The sequence below is a fragment of the Mesorhizobium sp. 131-3-5 genome (genome assembly GCF_016756575.1).
Taxonomy (GTDB): domain Bacteria; phylum Pseudomonadota; class Alphaproteobacteria; order Rhizobiales; family Rhizobiaceae; genus Mesorhizobium; species Mesorhizobium jarvisii.
On the sequence record NZ_AP023254.1, the window covers coordinates 2,727,206 to 2,742,846 of the forward strand.

The following is a 15,641-nucleotide window of genomic DNA, read 5'->3' on the forward strand; positions in this document are numbered from 1 at the left end:
CTAGCCGTTGATCAGCGCCAGTGCTTCCTCGTGTAAACGGCGGTTTGCCGAAGCCAACACCGCGCCACCATTTTCTGCCGGCTTTCCGGCTAGATCGCTAACGACGCCTCCCGCCTGTTCGATGATTGGGATCAGTGCCGCGATGTCATATGGCTGCAGGCTTGGCTCGAGGCAGAGGTCGATCTGGCCGGCAGCCAGCATTGCGAAGGCATAGCACTCGCCGCCGTATCGGGTCATTAGTGCGGCGTCCTTGAGACGAGAGAAATTGATGTCGGGAAAATCGGGGAAGCGGTCTGGTGAATTGGTGTGAAGGATCGCTGTGGCCAATGAGCCCGCGGCCTTCGTCCGGAGCCGGCTCGGGCCTGATGCCCCGCTGGTCCATGCTTCATTCCCCGTTGCCCAGAACCGTTCGCCGGTAAAGGGCTGGCTCATCATGCCCATGCAGGCTCTCCCCTCGACCGTGAGCCCGATCAGGGTGCCCCACACGGGAATGCCGCAGATAAACGGCCGAGTTCCGTCGATTGGATCGATGACCCATTTGACCGGGCCCTGGCCGCTTTCGCCAAACTCCTCGCCAAGCACCGCATGGTCCGGGTATTCCGCTGCGATCAGGGCACGGATAACCTGTTCCGCCTTCTTGTCGGCAATCGTCACCGGGTCGAAGCGATAGCCCGGCTTGACCTTCTCCTCGACCTCCATGGGCTTGCGATAGTAGGCTAGGGCGACGTCTGCGGCTGCGTCAGCGAGCCGATGGAAGAAGGAGATGTCTGGCAGATTGTGCATGGCGTCCTACCATTCGCTGCGGGAAGGGATGCTGGGATGCGGTCGTCAGGCGCCGACAAGGCCCCGCATGAGCGCGTTGAGGCTGCGGGCCACGTCGTAGCTGTTTTCCTGATGCTGCCGTCGGCAGAACAGCTCGCAGCTCCACCAGCCGTCATAGCCCGTCGACTTCACCGCATCGACCCATTCTTTGAGGTTCAGCACCCCACGTCCCGTTGGCACGTCCCGCAGCACGCTTTCGTCAGGGACACCGCCGGCAAAGGAGAGGGAATCGCAGATGTGGACGCCGTAGAGAATATTCTTGTCCAGCCGCGCGATGCGCTCGGGCGTGTCGCCGGACGTGTAGCAATGCCAAAAGTCGATCACGAGCCGAATGTTATCGCGATTGGCGATCTCGATTGTCCGAAGCTGCCTGTCGATCGTGTTGAGCGGCGTCCAGGACAGGGCCTCCAGGTAGATCAGCAGCCCATACTGTGCCGCAAGGTCGGCGACCGCTGCCAGATTTGAAGCGGTGAGATCGATCTGCGTCTCGAGCGGCAGACCGACGACACCGCGGTAAAGGCCCGGGGTCGCGACGGCGGAAGCGTCATCCAGAGCTTTCAGGCTGAGCGGGCCAGTGATGACCTGTACGCCCTTTATGCCGGCACTGGCGGCAAGCTGAAACAGGCTGTCGGCTTCCCGCATCAGCGCGGCCCTGCCTTCACTCTGGCGCTCGATATCGACAAGGAAGCCCGTCCCCGGCACGTACATGCCGTCAAAGGCCTTGTTCAGATCCTTGGCCGTGAAGCCGGCATCCAGGAAAGCGCGCATCTTGGCGGCCGAGACTTCCAGCCCGTCGAACCCGATCTTGCGCACGATGTCGAGATCGATCGCCAGCGTCGAATGCCGGGCGGCAAGGGAGTGAAAGAGGATCGGATTTTTCTTCGTCATGATCAAACGTCCGTCTGGCCCCTGTGGTTTGTTGGCGTGACGCCGCGCCCGCCGGCATGTGGCGCTAGGCTTGAATCGGAACCGTCCGGCGCCTTTTCGCTGATATGACAATGGCCTCTGCGGTTCGTAGCGCGATCACGCTATCGACGCCCTGCGCCAGCCAGGATGGTTCCTGGCCGCGCGAATTCACGAATTCCCTGATGGTCGCCAGGCTGAAGTCGTGGTCGCGAACCGGGACAAGTTCGCTCTTGCCGTCGATGCGTCGAACCAGTGTTCCCGCCCGGCCATTCAACGTGCCTTGCGCGATCAGGGCGCCCCTGTCGCCGGCGACCAGCACCATACTTTCGATATCGGCGGTCCTGAAGCTCTCATGGGCTTGAAAGAGACTGCCATCGTGGAGCCGCACCAGATAGGCCACGTGACCTGGCGTCTTCTGGTCCTGCGTGCCCAGCGCGGACACTTCGACAGGCTCTGCCCCGGTCAGGAAACGCGCCAGGTCGATGTCCTCCACGGTGACGTCGAGGTAAATGCCGCTGCCCTCGTTGAAGTCCCGGGCTCTTCGGTTGGGAGGGGCCTGATAGGGCCCTCCACGTATCAGAACGATCGATTGAACCGCGCCGATGTCGCCATCGACGATCAGCCGGCGCATCGTTTGGTGGATGGTCGAGGCCCTTAGTCGCTGGTTGACCGCCAGCAACGCTCCGCTTTCCTCGCAAAGCCGCACCAGTGTGATGGCCGTCTTGCTGGTCCCCGAAATAGGCCCGTCGCACAGGATGTGCTTGCCGGCCCCGGCCGCGGCCGAAATGTAATGAGGCCGGCGCTGGAGCCTTGCGCTGATATAGGCAAACCTGACGGTTGGATCCTCAAGGACAATCGCCAGGTCTGTCGTGGCATGCGGGATACCGAGATCTTGCGCGAAATAGGCGGCATCCGTCTTGCTTCGGCTCACCACCCACAAGGGCGAATGGTCGACGGAGCGGATGGCTTCGACCATCAGCTCCGTGGCGATGGTTCCCGTGCCCATGAAGGACCAACCCGCCTTGGTGCCTGTTGCCACTGGAACATTCCTCTCTGGCCATTCGTGCGAACTATGCAGTCGGCTTCCGCTGTCATCAACTTCGCAGCCCATTGAAGTCCTTCTCACTTTGACGTAGCGATAGCGCCTTGTTGCTTCATAGCGCTGAGGAGAAACGCGCAGTGAATTACATGGGCGAAGATACTGGCGCGCTGGCGGAGAACCTCAGGACCCTGTGCGACCGGCACGGTTCGGTTGCTGCAGTCTGTCGCAAGATCAACGTGAATCGCCAGCAGTTCAACAAGTACCTTTCCGGGGCCCATGTCCCCTCCGCATCCAACATCCGGATAATCGCCAACTATTTCGGGCTGAGCGTGCCGATTCTTTTTTCGGATCCCGATGAGTTTCGGACCCTCGTGGATGGTAACTTCTTTCACGCGATGGCGACCGCGCGGCAATTGCCCGAGTTTTCACGGTTCATTTCCAACATGATCGTCGAGAACAATTCGCAGGACTCGGAAATCGCCGGTGTCTACGACCGCTACCAGTTTTCGTCGATCTACAAGGGATTTGTTCTGAAGTCCGCGTTCTGCATCTACAGGAACCGGGAGTTTTTGCAGCACTATTACGTCGAGCGGTTTCCAAGTTTCGACAATCCACGAAAGATCGAGTACATCTTCAAATATTACGGTTTCTGCTTTCCGCTGGCGGATAGACTCTTCACGGCGGATTTCGAGGGCATTCAGTGCAATGAACTTACGTTCGGCGTCTATGCGCAGGTGAAGCGCAACGCCAAGCGGTTCATGTTCGGCATTTCCAGCGGCATCGCCGCGAACGTCTTCCGCCAACCCTATTCGACCAAGGTGGCCTTGCATTACCGCGGGCCGGGTCTGCTGCGCCGAGAACACCTCAGTGAACTAACGGTCATGGATCGCAACGATCCGGCGATTCCGCGCGAGGCCCTGCAGTATCTGGGGGATGGGCTGGACATGATCCAGATGTGAGGCCTGTGGCCTCGGCGGCCACAGGGAAAGTTCCTCGCAACGATGCTCAGGGATGAAGTTCGATCGCCAGCCAGACCGAGTCGGTGTCGGCATAGTAGCGATGCCAGGGATACGTCCACTGGTTCTTGCCCGTCACCCGGCAGAACGGATCGTGCGAATAGCCGACCGGCATCACCACGTCCTCATACATCGTCGACGCCGATCGTTGCCTGAACTTCTGCATACGGCCGCTGCCATGGATCTGCGTATGGGTTTCCAGGAACGGATGCTCGTTGTGAATGAAGCAGTCCGTATCGCCCGGCGACCACCACAGATTGAGTTTCAGCCTGAAGGTCTGCTGTGCCTCGGCTGTGCGACGCTCATTGGTGAACACATAGGGATCGGTGGTTACCGTGCCGATCTCATCCTGGGGCGAAATGAAAAGCGGCGTGTCGCGCGGGAAACTCTTTATGCGGTTGCCGAGCCAGTCCCAGCCGCGGAACATGCAGCCGCCGAGATTGACGGCATTCTTAACCCTGAGAAGTGCTGCACGCTCCGCCGATTTGATGCGTCCTCCCTTCAACTGGGTGGATTTCCAGGCAGGGACGACCGCTGGATGCTCGTCGCCGGTGATCATGGGCGAGGGGCTGATGTTGACGACGACGGCGTCCTCGACGTCATATTCGACGACGTTCTCGACGAGCATGGCGAAAATGAAGTCGTCGGCGAACGATAGGTCTCTGGCCTGGTTCTTCATCATCGTATCTGGTGCATGAATTGTCATGAGACCAACAAGCCACACGGGCGTAGCCGGCGGAAGTGCGCGGATCGATGAATTAATTCGCAGGATGACGTCGGATATGCGTCATATTGCGTCGCTTCGACCGTCGAGACCCGGTGCTCCTGCTGTTCGGCACGGGGCGTGTCACGATAGCCGATGTCGAATGCGGTTAGCCCGTTATCCTTCTGATCGTTTGGCGTAAGAACTGATCGGCCGAACGGGTCTGATGCACTTCTTCTCGAATGGTGCGTCATCTCGCGTCAAGGAAACGCATTCTGCGAACTTGTCACAAGCCCTCGATTGTTTGCCTACTTGCGCTATCACCGAGGGCCGGCTTTCAGGGACCCTCATCTTGAGCAGACGATCGCTTGAGGCAAAAGAGCAAAAAAATCAGAGGGTCGAACAGATGAAGCTGACGGGCGGTCAAATCGTTGCAAGGGCACTCAAGGAGTATGGCGTCGAGTACGTGGCTGGCGTTCCCGGCCACGGCATCTGGTCGCTGTTTGACGCCTTCCTGGAAGAGGGGTCGACCCTTCCGTTCATCCAGGTCATGCATGAGCAGAGCGCCGTCCACATGGCTGACGGCTTCTTCCGGGCCAGCGGCCGCCCGATGGCCTGTTCGACCTCGATCGGTCCCGGCGCGACCAACACGATCATCGGCCTCGCGACCTGCTATGCCGACTCGATTCCAGCCTTCTATGTCTCCGGCGGACCGGCCACCCATATGAAGGGCCACGGCGTGATGCAGGAGATCGAACGGCAGAACGAGAACGCCTTCCCCCGCATCACCGAGCAGGTCACCAAGCGTTCCTACAAAGCTGGCCGCGTGGATGAACTGCCCTTCATCATGCATCGCGCCTTTAACACCATGCTCAGCGGCCGCCCAGGACCCGTGCATGTCGAGGTTCCGATGGACATCCAGGTCGAGGCAGCCGATGTCGAGATTCATCCCCTCGACCTTCGCATGGCACGAGGCGTTTCCTATCCCGACCCGCAAGCGGTCGAGCGCGCCGTGAAGCTGCTGCTCTCGGCCGAACGTCCGGTGATCGTGGCGGGCGGGGGCGCCATCTCGGCGAACGCATCGAGCGAACTCACCAGGCTGGCGGAAAAACTGGGCGCGGCGGTTTCCATTACCTGGAACGGCAAAGGTGCGATCTCCGAAGACCACGCGCTGTTCATCGGCGCCGTCGGCCAGACCGGCACCACCTGCGGAAACAGCATCACCGCCTCGGCGGACGTCGTCATGTCGGTGGGCTGCCGTTTTACTGACTGGTCGGCCTCCTCCTACGCCAAGGGCGTCAGCTTCTCGATCCCGCCGGGCAAGCTCATCCACATCGATCTCGATCATCACGAGATCGGCAAGAACTATCCGACTGAAGTCGGCATCGTGGCCGACGCCAGGGCGTCGCTTGAAGCGATGCTCGCAATGATCTCGGACGCGGAGTCGGCAAAGGCGGTCTCGCGACGTGAGGCGTTCCTGGCCGATGTCCAGAAGGCAAAGGCTGACTGGGAGGCAATGCTTGCGCCGCGCCGCGACAGCCGCGAAGCGCCGTTCACGTCACAACGGCCGCTTGGCGCATTGCGCAAGGTCATGAACCGTGACGGCATCGTCGTCGTCGGCTCGGGCAACACTCAAGGCGCGGTCAAGCAAACGTTCCCGATCTACCAGCCCCGGACACATCTCACTTCCGGCTCGTTCTCGCCGATGGGCTGGGCCGTTCCCGCTGCCATGGGCGCGAAGCTGGCAATGCCGGATCGTCAGGTTGTCTCCATCACCGGAGATGGCGATTTCATGATGTCGCTGCCCGAACTCGGGACGGCCGCGATGAACAACATTCCGGTCGTGTTCCTGGTCCAGAACAACCAGGGTTACATGTCGATCCGCGGCGGCCAGCGCAAGTTCATGGGCCGTCACATCGCCTCCGAGTTCAACCGTCACAAGGGCAATGGCGAACCCTATAGCGCCGACATTGCCGCGGTAGCCAAGAATTTTGGCGTGGAGAGCTGGAAGGTCACCTCCGACGAGGATCTGGAGAAGTCGCTGAAGGCCGCACTTGATTGCGGCGGTCCGGCACTGGTTGAAGTCATGACATCACGCGATGCAGCCGGCCCGTTTGCCACCGGCTGGTGGGATTTTCCATCGCCCGCCTACTACGAGAAAGAACAGGCGGCTTACACCGAGAAGCGCGTGCTCGAACAGCACATGTAGCCGTGCCTGGGGCGAGCAGCCCTGGCTGCTCGCGCTTCATTCCATCGATTCAGACCGCAGTGCGGGGCGTAGGCCCTGCAAACGAAGAGCCATTGCCATGATACGCACCATCAAGTCGGCTCGAGGCAGCGTTGTAAACGGCGGCAACGGTGCCGTGACGAGCGCGGTCCAGACACTCCTCGATCAGGTCGAGCAGGAGGGCGACAGGGCCGTCCGCGAACTGTCGATCCGTTTCGACAAGTTCGACCGGGACTCCTATCGCCTGACCAAGGCCGAGATCGACGCTTGCATCAACTCGCTGACCGGGCGTGAACGCGAAGACCTTGATTTCGCGCAGGACCAGATCCGCAAGTTCGCCGAGGCGCAGCGCGCAACACTGCTCGATCTTGAGATCGAAACGCTGCCGGGCGTCGTCCTTGGGCATCGCAACGTGCCGATCCAGAATGTCGGCTGCTACGTGCCGGGCGGAAAGTATCCACTGCTGGCCTCGGCGCACATGACGGTGCTCACGGCAAGGGTTGCCGGCTGCGAGCGCATCATCACCTGCGCACCGCCCTTCCAGGGCAAGGTCGCCGAAAAGATCGTGGCCGCCCAGGCCCTGGCCGGGGCCGACGAGATCTACTGTCTCGGCGGCGTCCAGGCGATCGCGGCCATGGCGTACGGGACCGAGACGATCGCTCCGGTCGACATGGTGGCGGGGCCAGGCAATGCCTATGTGGCCGAAGCCAAGCGCCTTCTGTTCGGTAAGGTCGGCATCGATCTCTTTGCCGGTCCAACCGAGACTCTGGTGATCGCCGACGACAGCGTCGATGGCGAGCTGGTTGCGACCGACCTGCTCGGCCAGGCCGAGCATGGCGTGAATTCGCCGGCGGTGCTGATCACCAACTCCGAAAAGCTGGCACTGGACACAGTCGCCGAAATTGAGCGCCTGCTGACGATCCTCCCAACGGCGGCGATCGCGGCAAAGGCCTGGGAGGATTTCGGCGAGATCATCCTGTGCGAGACGATCGAAGAGATGGTGGCCGAGGCCGATCGTCTCGCTTCCGAACATGTCCAGGTGATGACGCGCGACCCCGACTACTTCCTGAACTCCATGAGGAACTATGGCGCGCTGTTCCTGGGGGCTCGCACGAACGTGTCGTTCGGCGACAAGGTCATAGGCACCAACCACACCCTGCCGACCAACAAGGCGGCCCGCTACACCGGCGGGCTCTGGGTAGGCAAGTTCCTCAAGACCTGCACCTATCAGCGCATCCTGACGGACGAGGCCTCCGCGCTCATCGGAGAGTACGGCTCGCGTCTCTCCCTCATGGAGGGCTTCGTCGGCCACGCCGAGCAATCCAACATCCGGGTCCGCCGCTACGGGGGGCGAAACGTCGGCTATGCCATGCCGGTCGATCCACGCTGACTGCCACCGCCCGATAACAGCCGAACGGGCGACCGGGCATTTCAACATCAACAAGGGGAATGACGATGACTGAACTCAAGAAAATTCTGTTGGCCACGACGCTCGGCCTGTCCTTTGCGGGCCAGGCAACCGCCCAAACCAAGATCGAGGGTCTGCACGTATGGACCTCGGCAAGCGAGGTCGGCGCGCTGAAGGTGCTCACCGACAAACTCAAGACCATGGGTTTCGAATGGCAGGACAGCGCGGTCGGCGGCGCCAATGGCGCCAACGCCCAGCAGGCGCTGCGTACCCGCGTTGCCGCCGGCAACCCGCCTGCTGTGATGCAGTTCCTCGGCTTTGAAGGACTGGGCTGGGCCAAGGAAGGTGCGTTGCGTTCATTGAATGATCTGTATGCCAAGAACGGATGGAAGGCGGATCTGCCGCCGGTCATGCTGCAATTCCTGGAACAGGATGACAGCTTTTTCTCGACCCCGATCAACATGCATCGTCAGAACTGGGTCTGGGCGAACAAGGCTGTCTTTGACAAGGCAGGAGTCGCCATTCCCACGAGCTGGGATGAACTGATTGCAAGTGGTGAAAAGCTGAAAGCGATTGGTGTTACCCCGATCGCGATGAGCGATGAAAGCTGGCAGATCGAAGAACTGTTCGAATCGATGCTGATCGATGTCAACGGCCCCGATTTCTACAAGAAAGCCGCAATCGATCTTGATGAAACGGCGCTCTCCAGCCCGGAGATGATCAAGACCTTCGAACTTCTGGGCAAGGTGCGTGGATTGCATGATGCCGGCTTCACCGGCCGTGACTGGGCGGCAGCGACGAACTTGGTTGCTAACGGCCAGGCTGGCATGCAGATCATGGGCGACTGGGCGAAGGGCGAATTCCTCGCCAAGGGCATGAAGCCGGGCGTCGATTTCCTGTGCTTCCCGACGCCGACCGCCACGCCGAACTACAAATTCGTGTTCGATACATTCGGCGGCTTCAAGATCGATAATGCCGATATTGCAAAAGGGCAGGACGCGGTCGCGGAAGCGATCATGGACCCGGAGGTTCAGAAAAAGTTCAACCTGATCAAGGGTTCGATCCCGGCTCGTCTCGACGTGGCGATGGACGATTTTGACGACTGCGCCAAGCGCAGCTTTTCGGACCGCGTCGAAGCCATCAAGAACAACGCCATATACGGATCGCTCACTGACGGCTTTGCCGTCGAGCCGCGCTTCTCCGGCGTGTTCCAGGATGTGGTCGGCAAGTTTTTCGTCACAGACATGAGTGCGGAAGACGCGGTCAAATCCCTGGTCGACGGCATTAACAACGCACGCTGAGGCGCGCGTTCAGCTGCCGGGGCATTTCCTCCCAGTAATGTCCCGGCAGCGCATTTCCTCGCCGCTCCACTGACCAAACCACAGGGCAAGTCGATGAGCAGACCCACCCCATTGTCGGACCGTATTGCGAATTGGCTGCCGCGGCTGGTTCTGGCACCCAGTCTTCTGGTTGTGCTGGTTGCGGTCTACCTTTTCATCTGCTGGACCGGTTGGATTTCGCTCTCATCTTCCATGATCGTGCCGAAATACGATTTCGTCGGCTTGAATCAATATGTCCGCCTGTGGTCGACGCCGCGCTGGCATACGGCGGTGTTCAATCTGTTTGTCTTTTCAGCACTGTTCCTCGGCCTGACCACGGGCCTCGGACTGTTGATGGCGATCCTTCTTGATCAGAAGATACGTGTCGAAGGCACCTTGCGTGCGATTTTTCTCTACCCGATGGCGCTGTCCTTCATCGTCACAGGTACCGCCTGGAAATGGATCCTCAACCCCGCTCTGGGCGTGCAGAAGGTGGTCAATGATCTGGGCTGGACCAGCTTCGTGTTTGACTGGATCGCGCAGCCGACTTTCGCGATTTATTGCGTCGTGATCGCCGCCGTATGGCAGTCCACCGGCTTCGCCATGGCGATTTTCCTGGCCGGCCTGCGCGGCATCGACAATTCGGTCATCAAGGCCGCACAGATTGAAGGTGCAGGGTTGCCGCGGATATATCGAACCATCGTCGTTCCGATGCTGCGGCCTGCCTTCCTGAGCGTGATCGTTCTGCTCAGCTACATCGCGATCAAGAGCTTCGATCTCATTCTGGCGCTGACAAACACCGGGCCCGGTTCCTCGACCGAAATGCCGTCGACCTTCATGTACTCGGCCACCTTCAGGCGTGACCAGATGGGCGTTGGTGCGGCCAGCGCCATGATGATGCTGATGACAGTCGCGGCCATCATTGTTCCCTACCTCTATTCAGAGCTGAAGGAGCCCCGCGATGGCCACTAATGCAGCGTCTCTCCGTCGACAGCATGGAATCGGTCGTGCCTTCATATACGGCAGCCTGTTTTTCATGGCTGCATTCTACCTGATGCCGCTCTGGGTGATGATCACCACTTCGGTGAAGCATCTGGATGAGATATATGCCGGCTCCTTTATTGGCCTGCCGACGCAAATCAGCTTCGACGCCTGGCGCAGCGCCTGGTCCGAGGCTTGCAACGGAACTGCCTGCAGGGGCCTCAAACCTTACTTCATCAACTCGCTGCTGGTGACAGTCCCGGCGGTGATCCTGTCGACCGGCATTGGCGCGATCAACGGCTACGTGATCACCAAATGGCGGTTTCCCGGCTCAAACGTTATTTTCGGGCTGCTGTTGTTTGGCTGCTTCCTGCCGTTTCAGGCGGTGATCCTTCCCATGGCGCAAACCTTGGGCATCCTTGGTCTCGCCGGTACGCTTCCGGGGCTGGTGCTTGTTCACACAGTCTACGGCATCGCGTTCACTACGCTGTTTTTCCGCAATTATTTCGTCGGCATTCCCGATGAACTTGTAAGGGCAGCGCAAATCGACGGTGCCGGGTTCATTCGGATCTTTGTGTCGATCATGCTGCCAACGGCGCTGCCGATCATCGTCGTGTCCTGCATCTGGCAGTTCACCCAGATCTGGAACGACTACCTGTTCGGGGCGTCTTTTACCGCCGGCGAAAATGCCCCCATCACCGTAGCCCTCAACAACATCGTCAACGTCTCGATGGGACGCAAACAATACAACGTCGACATGGCCGCCGCCATGATCGCCGCCCTGCCTACCCTCATCGTCTATGTTGTTGCGGGACGTTACTTCGTGCGCGGCCTGACGGCCGGCGCAGTAAAAGGTTGATCCAAATGGCAACTCTCGAAATCGATCGCGTTCGAAAATCCTACGGCGCAGTTGACGTCCTGAAGGGTGTCAGCATTTCGATCACCGATGGCGACTTTCTTGTTCTGCTTGGCCCATCGGGCTGCGGTAAATCCACCCTGCTCAACATGATCGCCGGGCTTGAAAGCATCACGTCGGGCGAAATCCGGATCGCGGACGAAGTCGTCAACGATCTGCCGCCGAAAGATCGCGACATAGCCATGGTGTTCCAGTCCTACGCGCTTTATCCGACCATGACGGTGCGTCAGAATATCGAATTCGGCATGAAAATCCGCGGTGTGCCGCCCACTGAACGTGCGAAGGCAACTCTAGCGGCAGCCGAGATGCTACAGATGAGCCATTTGCTCGACCGTCGCCCAGGTCAGCTGTCGGGGGGCCAACGCCAGCGTGTGGCGATGGGGCGTGCTGTTGTTCGCCAGCCGAAGCTATTTCTGTTCGATGAGCCGCTGTCCAATCTCGACGCCAAGCTGCGCGTCGACATGCGCACCGAGATCAAGCGGCTGCATGCACGGCTTGGAACCACGACTGTCTATGTGACGCATGACCAGATCGAGGCGATGACCCTGGCGACCCGCGTCGCGGTCATGAAAGACGGTGTTGTGCAGCAACTGGCCGACCCACAGACGGTCTATGACAGGCCGGCAAATGTCTACGTCGCCAGGTTTGTCGGCTCGCCCTCGATGAGCCTGATACCGGGAAAGCTGGAGATCGACTCGGCGACTGCCGTTGCGGTTCTCGACGTCGTCAACAGGGAGCCAGTGCGTATTTCCGGCATTCCGATCACGAAGGAAAGCGCTGCAAAATTCAACGGGCGCAAAGTCCTCGTCGGCATACGGCCTGAACTGTTCAGTGTCTCTGCCGTCGAGCCGGGCAGGACACTCTCGGTCCATATTGATGTCGTCGAGCCAACCGGCCCAGATACGCTGGCGCTGTTCCAGATTGGCGGCGTCGAAGTCACCGCCCGCGTCCCTCCCAAGACGGTAGAGGCCCGCAAGACAGCCACCTTGTCGGTCGATACGAGCAAGATCGTTTTATTTGACGCCCAAACCGAAGAGCGGATCGACTGAGGGCCCGATGATGGACCACACCGCAGACATTGTCATCATCGGTTCCGGCATCGGCGGCAGCTCGCTTGCCTATAGCCTCGCCGACACCGGAAGACGCATCGTGATCCTGGAACGCGGGGAGCACCTCAGGGATACGCCAGAGGCGCGCGACGATATCGCCATCTTCCAGAATGGCTTCTACAGATCGAGCGAGGAATGGCTGGCGACGGACGGCGAGAGCTTCCTGCCTGGCAATTACTACTATGTCGGCGGCAATTCGAAGTTCTTCGGCGCAGTGATGTACCGCTACAGGCAGGAAGATTTCAATCCGCGCGCCCACATGGGCGGGCACTCGCCTGGCTGGCCGATCTCCTACGCTGAACTTGAGCCGTGGTATGAGCGTGCGGAGATCCTGTTCGGGGTTCGCGGCGATGCCAGGCAAGACCCGACCGAGCCGCCGCGTAACCGACCATACAGTTATCCCCCCGTTCCCGACGAACCTGCAATCGCGACTGTACGCCGGCGGCTGCGGCAGACCGGAATCCATCCGGCAAGCCTGCCGCTCGCCGTCGATATCGACGCGTGGCTGCGGCGGGCAAAAACAGGCTGGGACGCTTTTCCGAATACCGGCAAAGGCAAGATCGATGCGGAGGTCGGCCCGCTCACACAGGCGTTGGAGCATCCGAATGTCACGCTGATCACCGGCGCCAATGTTCAGCGCCTGGTAACGGACGCGTCAGGGCGGAGGGTGATGGCTGCGGTTTTCATCAAGGATGGTGTCGAGCACAGCATAGTTGCCGACGTCTTCGCCGTGGCTGCCGGCGCTGTGCAAAGTGCTGCGCTGCTGCTTCGGTCGTCGAATTCGGTTTATCCGAACGGTCTTGGAAACAGTTCCGATCAGCTCGGCCGCAACTTCATGAACCACAACACGACGGCGATGCTGGCCATCGACCCTTTTCGTCGAAACACCGCCGTCTATCAGAAAACGCTGGGATTCAACGATTTCTACAACAAGGACCCGCTGGGCAGCTTTCCGTTGGGCAACGTACAATTGCTCGGTCACATCACCGGCAATATTCTCAAAGCCAACGCGCCGTTGCTGCCACGCTGGCTGGCCGGTCTCGTCGCGCGAAACTGCTACGGCTGGTTCCTAACCAGTGAGGATCTGCCCAATCCCGAAAGCCGTGTGACCATCCGCGACGGGCGCATCGTCATGAACTGGGTCCGCAGCAATATGGGTGCGCACGAGACATTAATCAGGCGGACGCGGGCAGTGATGCGCCAAGCCGGCTTCCCTGTTGTTCTCACCCGAACTTTCGGCCGCAAGACAACTTCGCATCAGTGCGGCACGGCCAGGCTCGGCAGCGACTCGAACACATCTGTCGTGTCGCCTGATTGTCGGTCGCACGACATTGCGAACCTCTATGTCACAGACGCATCTGTGCTGCCGACATCGGCGGCAGTAAATCCTGCGTTGACTATAGCGGCTCTGGCTCTGAAAGCCGGAGCGGCGATCAGGGCGATGTGAACCATGGCGAATTTTGGATCCGCTCGATGGGGAATTCTGCCGCGATCCGAGACAGCCGCAGGCAAGTGCGACTACATCGTCGTCGGTGGCGGCTCAACCGGCTGTGTCGTTGCTTCCCGACTGTCCGAAAATGCTGATGTCTCCGTCGTCCTGCTCGAGGAGGGGCCGAATGATATCAACCCGTACATACATATACCGGGGGCATATTATAAAACTGCCCAAGGGCCTTTGCTGAGGAGAATCCCCTGGGTGCCGACGGCCGGGCAATCGCCCGATGCAACGCCTACAATGGTCCAGGCGAGCGTCCTGGGCGGCGGCAGTTCCGTCAATGCCATGATCTATATCCGCGGCGTTCCTTCAGACTATGCGCGTTGGGAAGAACTTGGCGCCAGCGGCTGGAACTATGGCGATGTTCTGCCGTATTTTCTTCGCTCGGAAGACAACAACAGGTTCTGCAACGAAGCGCATGCAATTGGCGGCCCGCTGGGGGTCTCCGACATCGACAACATTCATCCGCTGACACGCGCTTGGCTCCAGGCATGCCAGCAGGCGGGTCTCCCTTATAACCACGATTTCAATTCTGGCGATCAGGCCGGATCTGGCCTCTACCAGATCACGGCCAGAAACGGTCTGCGCAGCAGTGCCGCTACTGCTTTCCTGAAGCCTGCTCGCCGTCGCCCGAACCTGCAGGTTCGGACACGCGCACGCGTCAGCCGGATCATCGTCGAACAAGGCAGGGCGACCGGCGTCGAGTATTTCGTGAACGGTCGCAGGTGGGTTCTCCACGCAGAGCGCGAGGTCATCTTGTCGACAGGCGCAATCTCTTCGCCGAAACTATTGATGTTGTCGGGCATCGGCCCGGCGGACGCACTGCGCAGACATGGGATCCAGGTGGAGATGGATCTACCAGGCGTAGGCCAGAATCTGCAGGACCATATTGAGATGTCGCTGGTCTACCAGCTCAACGGACCGCACAGCTACGACAAATACAAGAAGCTGCACTGGAAGGCCGCGGCAGCACTGAACTACCTTCTGTTTCGTGGCGGGCCGGCTTCATCGAATCTGATAGAAGGCGGCGCCTTCTGGTGGGGAAACAAGAATGAAACAGTGCCCGACGTCCAGTTCTTCATGGTGGTAGGTGCCGGTATCGAGGAAGGCGTCGATGCCGTTCCTGGCGGCAATGGCTGCACCGTCAACCTTGGTCAGATAAGACCGCGCTCTCGCGGCGAAGTCACGCTTCAGAGTGCGAACCCTGCCGAAAATCCGCGAGTCGCGCCCCGATATTTCTCCGATCCTTACGATCTTGACGCGGTGACCGAAGGCACCATGGCTGCGCTCGACATCATGGAGAAGCCGGCAATCAGCCGCTATATCGCGGCGCGGCAAACGCCTGCGCCCACGATGAAGACCCGCTCGGACATCAGAAACTTATGCCTTGAAACGGCCCATGCTGCGCTACACCCAGCCGGCACCTGCCGGATGGGCCAGGACGAAATGGCGGTTGTCGGCCCGGATCTTCGTGTCCGCGGGATTGACGGACTACGCGTGGCGGATGCCTCGGTCATGCCGACGCTAATCTCGGGAAATCCCAACGCCGTTTGCATCATGATAGGCGAGAGAGCGGCATCGTTTCTGTCAGAGGCGGCTTGACTATCCTTGTCATTGCTTGCCGGGAGGCACCTTTGCTTCACGCCGCGTCAAAAGGATTGACACTGCGAAACTGTCCGACATGGCACGGTGCTGTT

Annotated in this window: 13 protein-coding genes; 9 read left to right on the forward strand and 4 right to left on the reverse strand. The window is 60.0% G+C overall.

What is annotated here, in order from left to right; all coding sequences use genetic code 11:
- The 3 genes from hisN to JG747_RS13335 form a co-directional block, all read right to left on the reverse strand.
- Entirely contained in the window at positions 1-783 is a 783-nt protein-coding gene (hisN, locus tag JG747_RS13325) for a histidinol-phosphatase (protein ID WP_202361931.1), read from the reverse strand.
- A gap of 45 nt (positions 784-828) precedes the next feature.
- Positions 829-1,710, reverse strand: a complete 882-nt coding sequence (locus JG747_RS13330) for a sugar phosphate isomerase/epimerase family protein (protein WP_202361932.1) — start codon at positions 1,708-1,710, stop codon at positions 829-831.
- Positions 1,711-1,774: 64 nt separating this feature from the next.
- Positions 1,775-2,767: a Gfo/Idh/MocA family protein gene (locus tag JG747_RS13335; protein ID WP_244748385.1), complete on the reverse strand. Its 993-nt coding sequence runs from the start codon at positions 2,765-2,767 to the stop codon at positions 1,775-1,777.
- A gap of 149 nt (positions 2,768-2,916) precedes the next feature.
- Between JG747_RS13335 and JG747_RS13340 the strand changes: the two genes are divergently transcribed.
- Positions 2,917-3,729, forward strand: coding sequence for a helix-turn-helix domain-containing protein (locus tag JG747_RS13340; RefSeq protein WP_244748431.1), 813 nt, complete (start codon positions 2,917-2,919; stop codon positions 3,727-3,729).
- A 46-nt stretch (positions 3,730-3,775) separates the two neighbouring features.
- On the opposite strand, the gene JG747_RS13345 is transcribed toward JG747_RS13340, so the two are convergent.
- A complete protein-coding gene (locus tag JG747_RS13345; protein ID WP_202361935.1) occupies positions 3,776-4,465 on the reverse strand; it encodes a hypothetical protein in 690 nt (229 codons plus the stop codon).
- 430 nt (positions 4,466-4,895) lie between these two features.
- Here JG747_RS13345 and JG747_RS13350 point away from each other — a divergent pair, with 430 nt between their 5' ends.
- From JG747_RS13350 to JG747_RS13385, 8 genes are all read left to right on the forward strand, one after another.
- Positions 4,896-6,698, forward strand: coding sequence for a thiamine pyrophosphate-binding protein (locus JG747_RS13350; protein WP_202361936.1), 1,803 nt, complete (start codon positions 4,896-4,898; stop codon positions 6,696-6,698).
- Between the two features lie 97 nt (positions 6,699-6,795).
- Positions 6,796-8,106, forward strand: a complete 1,311-nt coding sequence (gene hisD / locus JG747_RS13355) for a histidinol dehydrogenase (protein WP_202361937.1) — start codon at positions 6,796-6,798, stop codon at positions 8,104-8,106.
- A gap of 218 nt (positions 8,107-8,324) precedes the next feature.
- The gene (locus JG747_RS13360) at positions 8,325-9,425 is read left to right on the forward strand and encodes an ABC transporter substrate-binding protein (RefSeq protein WP_244748432.1); all 1,101 of its coding nucleotides are present in this window, start codon (positions 8,325-8,327) and stop codon (positions 9,423-9,425) included.
- A gap of 93 nt (positions 9,426-9,518) precedes the next feature.
- Positions 9,519-10,415: a carbohydrate ABC transporter permease gene (locus tag JG747_RS13365; protein WP_202361939.1), complete on the forward strand. Its 897-nt coding sequence runs from the start codon at positions 9,519-9,521 to the stop codon at positions 10,413-10,415.
- Entirely contained in the window at positions 10,405-11,283 is an 879-nt protein-coding gene (locus tag JG747_RS13370) for a carbohydrate ABC transporter permease (protein ID WP_202361940.1), read from the forward strand. Before JG747_RS13365 ends, JG747_RS13370 begins: the two co-directional genes overlap by 11 nt.
- A 5-nt stretch (positions 11,284-11,288) precedes the next feature.
- Positions 11,289-12,389, forward strand: a complete 1,101-nt coding sequence (locus JG747_RS13375) for an ABC transporter ATP-binding protein (RefSeq protein ID WP_202361941.1) — start codon at positions 11,289-11,291, stop codon at positions 12,387-12,389.
- Positions 12,390-12,399: 10 nt separating this feature from the next.
- Positions 12,400-13,896, forward strand: a complete 1,497-nt coding sequence (locus tag JG747_RS13380; protein ID WP_202361942.1) for a GMC oxidoreductase — start codon at positions 12,400-12,402, stop codon at positions 13,894-13,896.
- Between the two features lie 3 nt (positions 13,897-13,899).
- Positions 13,900-15,546 (forward strand): GMC family oxidoreductase, encoded by a 1,647-nt coding sequence (locus JG747_RS13385; protein ID WP_244748386.1) that lies wholly within the window; start codon positions 13,900-13,902, stop codon positions 15,544-15,546.
- The last annotated feature ends 95 nt before the right edge of the window (positions 15,547-15,641 follow it).